We start from the raw sequence: 13,230 nt of genomic DNA, 5'->3' as shown, positions 1-13,230 counted from the left end.
GGGCGCTCAGGGCGCCAGGTACAGCTCGGCAAAGGAATCGTTGAAGGCGGCTGGCTGGCGCAAATCCTATCGGCGCATGCTGCGTCGACTTAGACGGATTTCAGAGAAGGAACGTTGAAAAAGAGAGGGGAAGCACCTGGCCAGGTGCTGGCGGCTAAACTGCCACGAATCATGAACCACCGGCCACCTGCCCGATGACGTCTCTGGACCTGCGCAGTTTCAATTTTCTGGCCGCTCTTCAATGCGCCGTGATGGGCGCCGTGATGGGCGCCGTGCTGCTGGGCATCCGGCACAACTTCCCGAGCAACATCAAGGGCCTTCGGTATTGGGGTTTGGCCCCGCTGCTGGCGCTTGGTGCCACCGGCTTCTATGCGTTGCTGGGGCATGCACCCGCGGTGCTGGTGGGCCTGGGAGGCAACGGCCTGCTGATGGCCTGCACCGTGGCCCTGCTGGCCGGCACGCGTGAGTTTCTGGGCCAACCCTGGCGCTGGTGGCCCTGGGTGGCCCTGGTGCTGGGGTGCCTGGCGGGCTTGACTGTGTTCTTTGTGGTCTGGCCCGACTACCGACCGCGCATGCTGATCTTCGGCCTGGGCATGGCCGCCATCTGCGCCGCCCACACCCAGGTGCTGGCCCGCCATGGCCGTGGCTTTGCCGCCCGGCTGATGCTGCTGGCCATGGCCTGGCAGACCCTGGTGCTGGTGACCCGGGCCCTGAGCACCTACTGGATCGACGCCCCCGACACACAGCGCTTTGACGCCGGCTCGGTCATCCACATGGTGTTTGTAGCCACTTTCAGTTTCTCCATTTTGTTGGTGCTGGTAAGCGCCCAGTTGATGGCCAGCGAGCGGGTGCGGCAGGAGTTTGAACACCTGGCCAGCCACGACGAGCTGACCGGCGCCCTCAACCGCCGGGCCATCCTGCGCCTGGCCGAGCAGGCGCATGCCCGCTGGCAGCACGAAGGTCAGGCCTATGCCCTGCTGCTGCTCGACCTGGACCACTTCAAGCACATCAACGACAGCCGCGGCCACCAGGCCGGCGACCGCACCCTGGTGAAGGTGGCCGCCACCCTGCAACAAGGCCTGCGCCCGCTCGACCGGGTGGGTCGCTACGGCGGCGAAGAGTTCGTCGCCCTGCTGCCGATCAGCGATCTGGCGTCGGCGCAGCGGATGGCCGAGCGGCTGCGGGCGCGGGTGGAAGGCCTGCCAGCGGACACCGACACGCCCGCCTGCACGGTATCCATCGGGGTGGCACGGGTTCAGGCGGGTGATGCCTCCTGCGACGCGGTGGTGGGCCGGGCCGACCGGGCGCTGTACCAGGCCAAGGCGGCAGGCCGCAATCAGGTGAGCCTGGGCTGACCGTTACCCGAGCACAGCCCTGCGCGTAGGGCTCAGGGCTCAGGCGGCTGTCGGCAGCACAAAGGGCACGCGCCCCTCCACCGGGTGACCTGGGTCGGTGTAGCCCGGGGTGGAGCTGTGGCCTGCGGGCACCAGGCGATTCACCAGCGCCTCGTCCTCAGGCGTCAGCTCGACATCCTGCGCCTTCACGTAGGCCTGCCATTGTTCCTCGGTGCGTGGACCGGCGATGAAGGAGGTGACCAGGCGGTTGTTCAGCACCCAGGCCACGGCCAGCTCGGCCGGGGTGATGCCGCGCGCCTCGGCATGCTCTCGCAGTTGGCGCGCAATGCGAAGTGACTCGGGGCGCCATTCGGTTTCCAGCAGGCGCTTGTCGCTGCGCGCTGCACGCGAGCCGGCGGGGGGCGGGGCATCGGGGTCGTACTTGGCCGTCAGCACACCGCGGGCCAGCGCGCTGTACGAGACCACGCCCAGCCCGTAGTGGGCGGCCGCGGGCAGCTGCTCCACCTCGGCACTGCGGTCCACCAGGTTGTACAGGGGCTGGCTGGCCACCGGACGGTCAATGCCTTCGGCATCGGCCAGGTGGGCCACCTCGGCAATGCGCCAACCCCGGAAGTTGGCCAGGCCAAAGTAGCGCAGCTTGCCGGCCCGCACCAGATCGCCCAGGGCGCGCACAGCCTCCCCCAAGGGGGCCTCGAAGTCGGCCCGGTGCAGGTACAGCAGGTCGATGTAGTCGGTGCCCAGGCGCTTCAGGCTGCCTTCCACCGCCTGCACGATCCACTTGCGCGAAGTGCCGCGCTCATTGGGCCCCGGCCCCATGGGGTTGGACAGCTTGGTGGCCAGCACCCAATGGTCGCGGTCGCCCTGCAGGGCGCGGCCCACCACCTCTTCGGTGCGGCCCTTCTGGTAGGCGTCGGCCGTGTCGATGAAGTTGACGCCCTGCTCGCGGGCACTGGCAATGATGCGGTGCGAGGTGGGCTCGTCGGTGGCACCGCCGAACATCATGGTGCCCAGGCTCAGGCGGGACACGCGCAGGCCGCTGCGGCCCAGGTAACGGTAGGTCATGGGATGGGTTTCCGGGTTTGAAAAGAAGCGCGGCGGTCACGCACCGCAAGCCCGTCGTGGTGGGGCTCTTTTTCATTCTAGAAACCAGACGCCCCTTTGGAAGCCGCGCCCAGCAACGATTTCCAAGGATCGACATCCGAAATCGGCATAGCGCATTTGAAATGCTGCGACCCAGAATGCGCTCTCTCATGCCACCTGAATGCACCTGAATTCTTCACCTGCGAGCGCACGCTTCAAACACCATGTCACTGCCATCTCATGCCGGGGCCCTGGTCGGCCTGGACCGCTTTGCCGCCCCCACCGATTTCCCGGACAGCCCCTTGTCGCAAGCCCTGAAGCAACCCGTTCTGCTGGGCCTGTTCCTGCCCATCCAGGCCGGAGGCTGGAGCGCCTCGACCCTGCCGCGCAGCACCGACTGGCGCTTCGACTACAACCGCGACCTGGTGCTGAAAGCCGAGTCACTGGGCTTTGACCTGGTGTTCGCGCTGTCGCAGTGGCTGCCCAAGGGCGGCTATGGCGGCGTGTTCGACGGCAATGCGCTGGACTCGTTCATGACCACCGCGGCGCTGACCTCGGTGACGCAGCGCATCATCCTGATCTCGACCCTGCATGTGCTGTACGGCCCGCTGCACCCGCTGCACCTGGCCAAGTGGGGTGCCACCCTGGACCACATCTCGGGCGGACGCTGGGGCATCAACGTGGTCACCGGTCACCGCGAGGTGGAGCACCGCATGTTCGGCTGGGAGCGCATCGAGCACGACCATCGCTATGACCTGACGGCCGAGTTCATCGAGGTGGTGCAGCGCCTGTGGAGCGACCCCGAGAACTTCAGCTACGAAGGCCGCGAATCGAGCTGGAAGCTGCAAGGCGCCTTTGCCAGCCCCAAGCCCCGCTACGGGCGCCCGGTGCTGGTCAATGCCACGGGCTCGGTCGCGGGCTTTGAGTACGCAGCGCGCTACTCCGACATCGTCTTCATCACCAGCCCGGCGGGCTCGGACTTTGCGAGCGCCGTGCAGGCCCTGCCCGCCCACATCGCCGACCTGAAGGCACGCGCGCGCCAGCAGGGCCGCGAAGTGCGCACCCTGCTGAACCCGCTGGTGATCAGCCGCGACACCGAGGCCGAGACACGCGCCTACTACGACGCCATCGTGGCCCACCAGGACCCGACCACGCCCCAGGGCTTCAACAGCCTGGCCAGCGATGCCCACGCCTGGAAGGGCCGGGTCGGCATCGACCCACCGAGCCGCCGCGCCATCGGCGGCAACATCGAAGTGGTGGGCACGCCCGAGCAGGTGGTGGAGCAGTTTGTGCAGCTGCACCGCGCCGGCGTGGATGGGCTGCAACTGAGCTTCTACGACTTCAAGCCCGATCTTGAGTACTTCGGCGACCGCATCCTGCCCCTGCTCAAGCAGGCTGGCCTGCGCCTGTGAACGTGCAGCCCCACCAAAAACACCCCACCCACACCACGTGAAACCGACCTTGGAACCCACCATGACCCAGCGCCTGCCCCAACTCAACCGCCGCCTGCTCGCCCTGCTGCTGGCCGCCCTGCCCCTGGCGGGCGCCAGCCTGAGCGCCAGCGCCCAAGGCAGCACGGCCAAACCCCAAAGCGGCGGCACCCTGACCCTGGCCACCGACCTGGAGCCGCCGTCGCTGGTGTCGTTTCTCGACACCAACACCCGCATCCGCAACATCAGCGCCAAGATCGTCGAGGGCCTGCTGCGCTACGACAGCCAGTTCAAGCCCCAGCCCCTGCTGGCCACCAGTTGGAGCGTGAGCCCCGATGGCCTGCGCTACACCTTCAAGCTGCGCCCCGGCGTGAAGTGGCATGACGGCAAGGATTTCACCGCGGCCGATGTGCGCTTCTCGCTGCTGGCGCAAAAAAAGCAGGGCCCGCGCGGGCGCATCACCCTGGCCAACCTGGAGCGCGTGGACACGCCCGACCCGCTGACCGCCGTGCTGGTGCTGAGCAAGCCCACACCGTTCCTGCTGAAATCGCTGTCGTCGGCCGAGCTGCCGATCGTGCCGGCCCACCGCTACACCGAGGCCGACCCTCTGACCAGCCCGAACCAGAGCGCGCCCATCGGCACCGGGCCTTTTGTGTTTGCAGAGTGGGTGCGCGGCAGCCACTTGCTGCTCAAGAAGAACCCCCATTACTGGCAAGCGGGCAAGCCCCATCTGGACCGCGCCGTGATCAAGTTCATCGGCGACCGCGCCGGCATCGTGGCCGCGCTGGAGGCGGGCGAGATCGACGTGGCGACCAACATCAACCTGGCTGACCTGGACCGCCTGGCCCAGAACCCCAAGGTGCAGGTGGACGACAGCTATGACGGCTTTCTGAACAACGCCGCCTTCCTCGAGTTCAACGTCGAGCACCCGATCCTGGCCAAGCCCGAGGTGCGCCAGGCGATTGCGCACGCCATCGACCGCAATGCGCTGCGCACCACGGTGTATTACAAGCGTGCCGAGGTGGTCAACTCGCCCGTGCCCAGCGTGTTGTCGAGCTATTACGACGACAGCACCTTCCAGTACGGCTACGACGTGGCCCGCGCCAACCAGTTGCTGGACCAGGCCGGCTACCCGCGCCAGGCCAATGGCCAGCGCTTTGCGCTGCGCATCACCAACATCCCGGGCGCCGACTTCAAGCGCAGCTCGGAGTTTCTGCGCAATGCGCTGGGGCGTGTGGGCATCAAGGCCGAGCTGCAGGACGGCGACATGGCCAGCTTCTTCAAGCGCGTCTACACCGCCCGCGACTTCGACCTGAACATCAACGGCCTGGGCCGCCTGTTCGACCCCATCGTCGGCGTGCAGCGCATCTATTGGTCCGACGGCATCAAGAACCCGCTGATCTGGATCAACGCCGCCCACTACAACAACCCCCAGGTGGATGAGCTGTTCCGCCAGGCTGCGGTGGAAGTGGACGAGGGCAAGCGCGCCGGCCAGTTCAAGCAGATCCAGCAGATCGTGGGTCGCGAGCTGCCGGTGTACCCGCTGGTCACCGTGCCCGGCCCCTCGGCCCTGAACAAGCGCGTGCACAACTTCTTCAACAGCATCGACCTGCACGCGGGCGACTGGTCCGACGCCTGGGTGGAAGGCGGCAAGTAAGCCGCCCCTGCCCGCAACGCCATCCCACCCGAGATTCACCGAAAGCGAGCCGCCCATGAACGCACCCGCCGACACCCAACACCTCAAGACCGCCTTGCTGAAGCGCCTGAGCCATGCCTCGGCCACCGAGCAGGCGCGCGCCCTGGCCGAAGGCCAGGTCAGCGCCAGCGAGCTGCTGGAGCACAGCATCGACCGCATCGAGCGCCTGAACCCCGCCATCAACGCCCTGGTGGTGCTGGACCTGGAGCGCGCCCGGGCCGACGCCCGGGCCGCCGATGCTGCACTGGCCCGCGGCGAGCGCCGCCCCTTGCTGGGCGTGCCGGTCAGCGTGAAGGAGAACTTTGATGTCGCCGGCCTGCCCACCACGGTGGGCAGCCCAGCCCAGACCGGCAACCTGGCCGCGCAAGACAGTGCCGCCGTGGCCGGCCTGCGCGAGGCGGGCGCCATCGTGCTGGGCAAGAGCAATGTGCCCCTGGCACTGGCCGATCTGCAAAGCTACAACGCGGTCTATGGCCTGAGCCGCAACCCCTGGGACCCGGCGCGCACGCCGGGCGGTTCGTCCGGCGGCTCGGCGGCGGCGCTGGCGGCCGGCTTTGTGGCGTTGGAGCTGGGCACCGACATCGGCGGATCGATCCGCATCCCGGCCCATTTCACGGGGGTCTACGGGCACAAGACCAGCCAGGGCCTGATCAGCCTGCTGGGCACCGGCCTGCCCGCAGGCCGCCAAGGCGAGCGCGATCTGGCCGTGGCCGGCCCGCTGGCGCGCAGCGCCGCCGACCTGGCCCTGGCCCTGCCCCTGCTGCTCAACCGCGACCCGCGGCAGAACAAGACCTGGCGCGCCACCCTGCCCGCCCCACGGCACAACCGCCTGAGCGATTTCCGCCTGCTGCTGATCGACCATTGGCCGGGCACCAGCCAAAGCCTGTCCGAACAACTGGTGAGCCAGCGCCTGGCGCAGGCCGTGCAGGCCGGTGGCGGCCAGGTCACCCGCGTGAGCGAGCTGGCACCGGGCCTGCTGCCCGATCTGGTGGCCTCGCACACGCTGTACCGCAGCCTGCTGGGCTCGTCACTGGCTGACCCACCCACCCTCAGCGCTGGGGCCCAGCAACGCCTGGCGGCCTTGCAACCCGACGACCACAGCGCCAACACCGACGCGGACACAGCCTGGCTGCGCTCCTTCTCGCTGAGCCACCGCGACTGGCTGCGCCTGAACGAAGCGCGCCTGCAATTGCGCGCCCAATGGGAGGCCTTGTTTGAACAGTTTGACCTGGTGCTGAGCCCGGTCGCCCCCCTGCCCGCCTTCGAGCACAACCAGCAAGAGCCCAAGGACGAGCGCCACTACCCTGTGGCCTTTGCCGAGGGTGTGCGCCCGGTGCGCTTTCTGGACCTGTTCACCTGGGCTGGTCTGCCGGTGCTGCCCGGTCTGCCGGCCACCAGCTTTCCGCTGGGACTGGACGAGAGTGGCCTGCCGATTGGCGGCCAGGCCGTGGGGCCCTTCCTGGAAGACCTCACGCCGATCCGCTTTGCCGAGTTGCTGGAGGCCCAACAGCCTGGCTTCATCGTGCCCCCAGGCTGGCAGAGCACCGACTGAGGGAGCGCACCATGAACCCTTTCCACGCCCCCTGGACCGCCTCCGGCGGCAGCGCCGCGCCTGAGCCCCACGCCGCCGACGCCGGCTTGTCGCGCCGCCGGCTGCTGGCCCAGACCAGCGCCGCCGGTCTCGGCGCCCTGCTGCCCTGGGCCCCGGCCCGCGCAGCGACCACCCCCCACACCGCCACGCCCAACACCGCCACGCCCCAACGCGGCGGCACCCTGGTACTCGCCATCTACCCCGAGCCACCGGTGCTGACCACCATCGCCCACACCGCCAACAACAGCTACTTCGTGAGCGCCAAGCTCACCGAAGGGCTGCTGGACTACGACTTTGATCTGAACCCCCAGCCGCAACTCGCGCTGTCGTGGCAGGTGTCGCCCGATGGCCTGCGCTATGTGTTCAAGCTGCGGCCCAAGGTGCTGTGGCACGACGGCCAGCCCTTCACCTCGGCCGATGTGGCGCATTCGCTGAACCTGCTCAAAGAGGTGCACCCGCGTGGTCGCGCCACCTTTGCCAACCTCAGCGAGGTGCGCACGCCCGACCCGCTGACGGTGGAGCTGCGCCTGTCGGCGCCCGTGCCCTACCTGCTGAATGCGCTGGCGGCCTCCGAATCACCCATCGTGCCCAAGCACCTGTACAGCAGCGGGCGCGCCGAATCCAACCCGGTGAACAACGCCCCCATCGGCACAGGCCCCTACCGCTTCAAGGAATGGGTGCGCGGCAGCCACCTGGTGCTGGAACGCAACCCCGACTATTGGGACAAGCCCCGCCCCTACCTGGACCGGCTGGTGATCCGCTTCATCCCGGATGCCGCCGCGCGCAGCGCCGCACTGGAGGCCGGCGAGGTGCACCTGGCGCCCAACACGCCGGTGTCGCTGGCCGATGTGGGCCGCCTGCGCGCTGCGGGCAAACTGAGCTTCAGCAGCGAGGGCTACCAGTACGTGAACTCGGTGTTCCGGCTCGAGTTCAACCTGGAGCGCCCCTTCTTCAAGGATGTGCGGGTGCGCCAGGCCTTTGCCCACGCGCTGAACCGCCAGACCATCGTGAAGACAGCCTGGTACGGCCTGGCCAGCTCGCCCCCGGGGCCGGTGGCGCCGGGCCTGAAGCGCTTCTTCCACGCCGACCTGGCTGTGCCGGTGTACGACCCCGAACGCGCGGGCCGCCTGCTGGACCAGGCGGGCTACCCGCGCGGGGCCGATGGCGCGCGGGTGCGCCTCACCCACGACCCCATGCCGCACGAGGGCGGCCTGCGCACCAGCGAGTACATCAAGCAGGCGCTGGGCAAGGTGGGGGTGGAGGTGAGCCTGCGCAGCAGCGACTTCAGCACCTACATCAAGCGCATCTACACCGACCGCGACTTCGACTTCAACTTTGGCGGCATGAGCAACACCTTCGACCCCACGGTGGGCATCCAGCGCCTGTACTGGTCGAAGAACTTCAAGCGCGGCCTGCCCTTCTCCAACGGCTCGGGCTACGCCAACCCCGAGGTCGACCAGTGGCTGGAGGCCGCCGCCGTCGAAACCAACCTGGCCAAACGCCAGGCCTTGTGGATAGCCATCCAGAAAGCCATCGTGCGTGACCTGCCCGACATCACCCTGGTGGCGCCCGACAACCTGACCGTGGCCAGCCCGCGCGTGCACCAGCACACCGTGGGTGCGCTGGGTGTGGCCGGCAACCTGGCCCACGTTTGGCTGGCCGCCTGAGACCCCGAAGGAAGACCCCATGAGTGAACCCCTGGCCGCACCGGCCACCCCCCGTGCCGGCGACCCCACGGACGCCCCCGGCACCGTGCTCTGGTACACCCGCTGCCCCGTGCCCTCGCCCCTGGGTATCGCGGCCCGCCTGGGCTGGCTGGAGGCCGAGTTCCAGCCCCTGGGCCTGCAGGTCAAGTCGATCATCGACAGCCCGGTCAAGGCCATCCGCGAGAGCCACTTCAGCCACCACCTGGCCTGGTCGTTCCGCCAGGGCGGCAACATCCCGCCACTGTGGGCGCGTGCCCAGGGGGCTGCCACCCGGCTGGTGGCCCTGACCTGGACCGATGAGTTCCAGGCCGTGATCGCCCGCCGCGACAGTCCGCTGCGCAGTGCCGCCGACCTGGCCGGGCGCCGCCTGGGCGTGCCGCTGCGCGTGGGCGAGCAGATCGACTTTCACCGCGCCACCGCACTCAAGGGCCTGCACTCCGCCCTGGGCACGGCCGGCCTGGGCTGGGCCGACATCGTGCCGGTGGATCTGACTATCACCGAGCCCGTGCTGCTGGGCCCCGGTCACGCCAGCCTGCATGGGCTGCGCCGGCGCCACCCCTACTCGGCCGAGATCAGCGCACTGGAGCGCGGCGAGGTGGATGCCGTGTTTGTGAAAGGGGCCGAGGGCATCGTGGTGGCCAACCTGATCGGCGCCCAGACCGTGGTCGAAACCGGGCACCACCCGGACCCGCGCGTGCGCATCAACAACGGCACGCCCCGCCTGCTGACGGTGGACGAGGCCCTGGCCCGCGACCGGCCCGACCTGGTGCAGCGCCTGCTGGCCGTGGTGAGCCGCGGCGCCGAATGGGCCGAGGCCCATCCCGATGAGACCCTGCGCTTTGTGGCGCGCGAGATCGGCAGCACCGAAGAAGCCGTGCTGGCCAGCAACGGCCCCGAGGTGCACCGGCACCTGGGCCTGAGCCTGGCCCCTGAGCTGCTGGACGCGGTGGACCATTTCAAGGGCTTTTTGCTGCAGCAGGGCTTTTTGAGCGCCGACTTCAGCGTGGCCGACTGGGTGGACGCGGGCCACTTGCACCGCCTGGGCGCGCCTGTGCTGGAGGCCGCATGAGCCCGCAGCTGCGCGGCGACGACCCCCGCCCGGTGCTGGTGGGCGGCGGCAGCGGGCGGCTGGGCCGCCTGGTGGTGGCCGGCCTGCTGGCCCAGGGCGTGCGGGTGCGGGTGCTGAGCCGGCAAAGCACCCTGGCTGCCCACCTGGCGCAAGCCGGGGTGGAGTTGAGCCAGGGCGAGCTGGCCGAGCCTGGCACCCTGCAACGCGCCTTGAGCGGGGTGCGGGCGGCCTTTCTGCTGTCGCCCATCAGCCCCGATCTGGCCCAGCACCAGGGCCACTTTGTGCAGGCGGCACGCCAGGCCGGCGTGCCACGGCTGATCAAGCTCTCGGGCTCGGCCTGGACCTTGTCACCGGCAGGTCGCACCTGGAGCGGCGACGCCCACCGGCAGGTCGAGCAGGCGCTGGGCGACAGCGGCCTGCCGCACGCGGTGCTGCGCCCCAACGCCTGGGCCCAGGTGGTGCTGGCCCCGCTGGCCGCCGCGCTGCGCGCCGGCGATGTGCTGGGCGGCGGCTTCGGGCCCGCCCAGGTGTCGTACATCGACATCCGCGACATTGCCGACGTGGCCGTGCACACCTTGCTCAGCCCCGGCCCCCTGCCCGCGATGCCCCTGGAACTGACCGGGCCTGAGGCCCTGAGCCATGCCGAGCTGGCCCAGCGCCTGAGCGCCCTGGCCGGCCGGCCGATCCGCTGGCAGGCCTCGGCCCCGGCCCCAGCGCCGGACCACCCCAGCTACCTGCAACAGGTGCACGCCCAGTTCCACCACTGGATCAGCACCGGCGTGGCCGCCCCGGTGACCGACACCGTGGCCCAGACCCTGGGGCGGCCGGCCCGCCGACTGGACGGGCCGGATGGGTTCTTGCGTGAGTTGCTTGTCAACTGAGGCTTGTTCGGCGGCTTTCACGTCCCACTGGGAGCGATCGTTGGCGCACAACCGCGAATCCGGTGAGCAGGTACCGATGTGCATTTGCCAGCCCATGCCGTCGGCAAGAAGTCTGACGGCCGGCTGCGCTTGAAAGGTGGCTGCCACTTCGCATGCGCCTCAAGGCCTGTGCTGGTCCTTGCCAACGTTGCTAGGGCTGCAGGGCCAACATGAATTGGTCGAGCACAGCCAGGCTGTCTTCCAGGGCGCGTTGCGGCTCGCGGCCCCAACTGGCGAATTGTCCGTCGATGTGCATGCGCGCCAAGCCATACACCAGCGCGCGCAGGCCCAGCACGTAAGCGTCCAGCTCGCCTGGCCGAAGTCGGCCTTGCTCCGCAGCCTGCTGCATCAGGGCGCGCATGCCCGCCCGCAAATGGTCGTTGCGGTCCCGCAGCCCGGGGCTGTCGTAGTCGATCATGGCCCGGGTTGACACCACCTGGAAATGAGCCGGGTTCGCGAAAGCCCAACGCAAAAAGCCTTCGCCAATGGCACGGAATGCTGCCAGGGGATCGTCAGGCGCTGCCTGGCGCTGGGCCTCGTCCACCGCTTGCAACAAGCGATCCTGCGCCTCCTCCGCCACGGCGGTCAGCAAGGCGGTGCGGTTTTCGAAATGCCGGAAAGGCGCCCCGGGCGACACACCCACGCGTCGTGCCACCTCGCGCACGCTGACGGCCTCCAGGCCCTGTTCTTCAACAAGTTGCAAGGCGGCGGCGATCAGTGAGCGCCGCAGATCGCCATGGTGGTAGGCGCGTTCATCGGGGCTGGTGGGTGAAGGCATCGTGGGGTTCTTGGTGGTGTGTGATCAATGATTACATGCTACATTCCCCAAAATGTAATCACCGATTACTTCGACTTCACGGAGCGCCCATGCCAAGTCTTCTCATCACCAGCCGGCTAGCAGTTCAGACCTTGATCGGTCTGGCAGTCATCGCAGCCTGCCAGTCCCCCAGCGCCGCCCACGAGACGGAGGCCCCCCGAGCGGAGCAGCCGGCCGCGCAGGCCCCCGTTGCAGCGCCCCGGCTGCGGGTCGATGCGCCACTGGCGGGCCCGCTCACACGCGGTGTGGTGGTGGTTCCTTTCCAGGCCGAGCACTTGCAGATCGTTCCGGTCTATGGAAGCGATGCCGCCAAAGTGGTGCCACGCATCGGTCACCTGCACCTGACCGTGGACAACGCGGCCTGGCACTGGGTACAGGCAAGCCCCGACCTCATCGTGCTCCAGGGGCTGGATGCGGGGCCGCACACCCTGCGCATCGACCTCGCCGATGCCCAACATCAGGTGCTGCACAGCCAGACCGTGGGCTTCACGGTGCCGCAGCACTGAGACCTTCCCTGCCGGGTGGGTGATGAGGCCCGGCGACGCACAGCCCGGCAGCAACTGAGGCCGCCCTTGAGTCAAGTTCAGGTCTGCGCAGGGTTGGCCGCGACATCAGCGCAGCCTGGCCGATCGCCGCCCGGGCACTTGAATCAGGGGGCCATGCGCTGCGCCAGAAAATCCAGAAAGCACTGGATCCGCGCCGAGAGCTGCGTGTTGCGGTAGTACACCGCATGCACGGCCTGCAGGTGTTCGACCGTGTCCTTCACCAGCAGGGGGACGAGGTCGCCGCGTGCGAGATCGTCGCGGGTCATGAAATCGGCCAGGCAGGCAATGCCTTGCCCTGCCAGCGCAAGCTGGCGCACGGTCTCGCCGCTGGAGGCTTTGATGCTCGGCCGCGTCAGGCAGGTGTCGCCCTGTTCGCTGCGCAAGGGCCAGTGGTTGAGGCTTTCCGGCTGCGTGAAGCCGAGCAGCCGATGGTGGCGCAGGTCGGCGACCTGTTTGGGCCGCCCATGCGCTTCGAGATAGGCCGGTGCCGCAAGCACACGCAGCCGAAAGCTCCCCAGAGCACGGGCATGCAAGGTCGAATCATTCAGCCGGCCGATGCGGATCGCCACGTCCGTGCGTTGCTCGATCAGATCGATGATGTTGTCACTGCTGTGCAGCTCCAGCTCGATGTCGGGATAGCGTTCGCAAAACGCCCCGACCAGGGGCACGACCACATGCAGCATGAACGGCGAAGCCGCGTTCACGCGCAAGCGCCCTGCCGGACGCTGGTGGCGAGAGGCCATCTGATCTTCCGCCGACTCCACCGCATCGAGGATGTTGCGCGCGTGCTGAAGAAAGACTTCGCCTTCTTCGGTCAGCTCCAACTTGCGTGTGGTGCGCCGCATGAGCGTGGTGCCGAGCTTGCGCTCCAGCCGGCCCAGGGCGCGGCTGATGCCGGAGACGGTCTGTTCGAGCTGTTCGGCCGCCGCCGTGATCGAGCCACTGTCGATCACGGCGGTGAAGGCCAGAAGTTCTTCGAGGCTGATTTTCATTCTTGACTCCGAGTCAAGAGAATTCTGCC

The 13,230-nt window shown here is 68.5% G+C and carries 11 protein-coding genes; 8 read left to right on the top strand and 3 right to left on the bottom strand.

Annotation, left to right across the window (positions count from 1 at the left end):
• Window positions 1–194: 194 nt before the first annotated feature.
• Window positions 195–1,355 carry a GGDEF domain-containing protein gene (locus F624_RS0102050; RefSeq protein ID WP_019572592.1) on the top strand — a complete coding sequence of 387 codons (1,161 nt, stop codon included), beginning with the start codon at window positions 195–197 and terminating at the stop codon, window positions 1,353–1,355.
• Window positions 1,356–1,394: 39 nt separating this feature from the next.
• Here F624_RS0102050 and F624_RS0102045 read toward each other — a convergent pair whose 3' ends face one another.
• Window positions 1,395–2,417, bottom strand: coding sequence for an aldo/keto reductase (locus F624_RS0102045; RefSeq protein ID WP_019572591.1), 1,023 nt, complete (start codon window positions 2,415–2,417; stop codon window positions 1,395–1,397).
• 242 nt (window positions 2,418–2,659) lie between these two features.
• Between F624_RS0102045 and F624_RS0102040 the strand changes: the two genes are divergently transcribed.
• The 6 genes from F624_RS0102040 (at window position 2,660) to F624_RS0102015 (ending at window position 10,808) form a co-directional block, all read left to right on the top strand.
• Entirely contained in the window at window positions 2,660–3,847 is a 1,188-nt protein-coding gene (locus tag F624_RS0102040; protein WP_019572590.1) for an LLM class flavin-dependent oxidoreductase, read from the top strand.
• A 61-nt stretch (window positions 3,848–3,908) separates the two neighbouring features.
• Window positions 3,909–5,522, top strand: coding sequence for an ABC transporter substrate-binding protein (locus F624_RS0102035; RefSeq protein WP_019572589.1), 1,614 nt, complete (start codon window positions 3,909–3,911; stop codon window positions 5,520–5,522).
• A 55-nt stretch (window positions 5,523–5,577) separates the two neighbouring features.
• Window positions 5,578–7,113 carry an amidase gene (locus tag F624_RS0102030; protein ID WP_019572588.1) on the top strand — a complete coding sequence of 512 codons (1,536 nt, stop codon included), beginning with the start codon at window positions 5,578–5,580 and terminating at the stop codon, window positions 7,111–7,113.
• 11 nt (window positions 7,114–7,124) lie between these two features.
• Window positions 7,125–8,819 (top strand): ABC transporter substrate-binding protein, encoded by a 1,695-nt coding sequence (locus F624_RS0102025; protein ID WP_019572587.1) that lies wholly within the window; start codon window positions 7,125–7,127, stop codon window positions 8,817–8,819.
• A 19-nt stretch (window positions 8,820–8,838) separates the two neighbouring features.
• On the top strand, window positions 8,839–9,927 hold the full coding sequence (locus tag F624_RS0102020) for an ABC transporter substrate-binding protein (protein WP_019572586.1): 1,089 nt from the start codon (window positions 8,839–8,841) through the stop codon (window positions 9,925–9,927).
• On the top strand, window positions 9,924–10,808 hold the full coding sequence (locus tag F624_RS0102015; RefSeq protein WP_019572585.1) for an NmrA family NAD(P)-binding protein: 885 nt from the start codon (window positions 9,924–9,926) through the stop codon (window positions 10,806–10,808). The genes F624_RS0102020 and F624_RS0102015 overlap by 4 nt, the downstream gene beginning before the upstream one ends.
• Before the next feature lie 190 nt (window positions 10,809–10,998).
• On the opposite strand, the gene F624_RS0102010 is transcribed toward F624_RS0102015, so the two are convergent.
• Window positions 10,999–11,625 carry a TetR/AcrR family transcriptional regulator gene (locus tag F624_RS0102010; RefSeq protein WP_019572584.1) on the bottom strand — a complete coding sequence of 209 codons (627 nt, stop codon included), beginning with the start codon at window positions 11,623–11,625 and terminating at the stop codon, window positions 10,999–11,001.
• An 89-nt stretch (window positions 11,626–11,714) separates the two neighbouring features.
• On the opposite strand from F624_RS0102010, the gene F624_RS0102005 reads away from it, so the two are divergent.
• Window positions 11,715–12,170, top strand: coding sequence for a DUF6130 family protein (locus tag F624_RS0102005; RefSeq protein ID WP_031253864.1), 456 nt, complete (start codon window positions 11,715–11,717; stop codon window positions 12,168–12,170).
• A 143-nt stretch (window positions 12,171–12,313) separates the two neighbouring features.
• Here the strand turns inward: F624_RS0102005 and F624_RS0102000 are convergent, their stop codons facing one another.
• Window positions 12,314–13,201 carry a LysR family transcriptional regulator gene (locus tag F624_RS0102000; RefSeq protein ID WP_019572582.1) on the bottom strand — a complete coding sequence of 296 codons (888 nt, stop codon included), beginning with the start codon at window positions 13,199–13,201 and terminating at the stop codon, window positions 12,314–12,316.
• Window positions 13,202–13,230 lie beyond the last annotated feature (29 nt).

The organism is Curvibacter lanceolatus ATCC 14669 (assembly GCF_000381265.1).
GTDB classification, from domain to species: domain Bacteria; phylum Pseudomonadota; class Gammaproteobacteria; order Burkholderiales; family Burkholderiaceae_C; genus Curvibacter; species Curvibacter lanceolatus.
Note: the sequence above shows the minus strand (reverse complement) of the source record. Positions and strands in the feature narration are given on the sequence as shown.

What these genes read in the sequence shown, in the direction of transcription:
- F624_RS0102050 (WP_019572592.1), top strand. Translation starts at nt 195, where the DNA reads ATGACGTCTCTGGACCTGCGCAGTTTCAATTTTCTGGCCGCTCTTCAA.
- F624_RS0102045 (WP_019572591.1), bottom strand. Translation starts at nt 2,417, where the DNA reads ATGACCTACCGTTACCTGGGCCGCAGCGGCCTGCGCGTGTCCCGCCTG.
- F624_RS0102040 (WP_019572590.1), top strand. Translation starts at nt 2,660, where the DNA reads ATGTCACTGCCATCTCATGCCGGGGCCCTGGTCGGCCTGGACCGCTTT.
- F624_RS0102035 (WP_019572589.1), top strand. Translation starts at nt 3,909, where the DNA reads ATGACCCAGCGCCTGCCCCAACTCAACCGCCGCCTGCTCGCCCTGCTG.
- F624_RS0102030 (WP_019572588.1), top strand. Translation starts at nt 5,578, where the DNA reads ATGAACGCACCCGCCGACACCCAACACCTCAAGACCGCCTTGCTGAAG.
- F624_RS0102025 (WP_019572587.1), top strand. Translation starts at nt 7,125, where the DNA reads ATGAACCCTTTCCACGCCCCCTGGACCGCCTCCGGCGGCAGCGCCGCG.
- F624_RS0102020 (WP_019572586.1), top strand. Translation starts at nt 8,839, where the DNA reads ATGAGTGAACCCCTGGCCGCACCGGCCACCCCCCGTGCCGGCGACCCC.
- F624_RS0102015 (WP_019572585.1), top strand. Translation starts at nt 9,924, where the DNA reads ATGAGCCCGCAGCTGCGCGGCGACGACCCCCGCCCGGTGCTGGTGGGC.
- F624_RS0102010 (WP_019572584.1), bottom strand. Translation starts at nt 11,625, where the DNA reads ATGCCTTCACCCACCAGCCCCGATGAACGCGCCTACCACCATGGCGAT.
- F624_RS0102005 (WP_031253864.1), top strand. Translation starts at nt 11,715, where the DNA reads ATGCCAAGTCTTCTCATCACCAGCCGGCTAGCAGTTCAGACCTTGATC.
- F624_RS0102000 (WP_019572582.1), bottom strand. Translation starts at nt 13,201, where the DNA reads ATGAAAATCAGCCTCGAAGAACTTCTGGCCTTCACCGCCGTGATCGAC.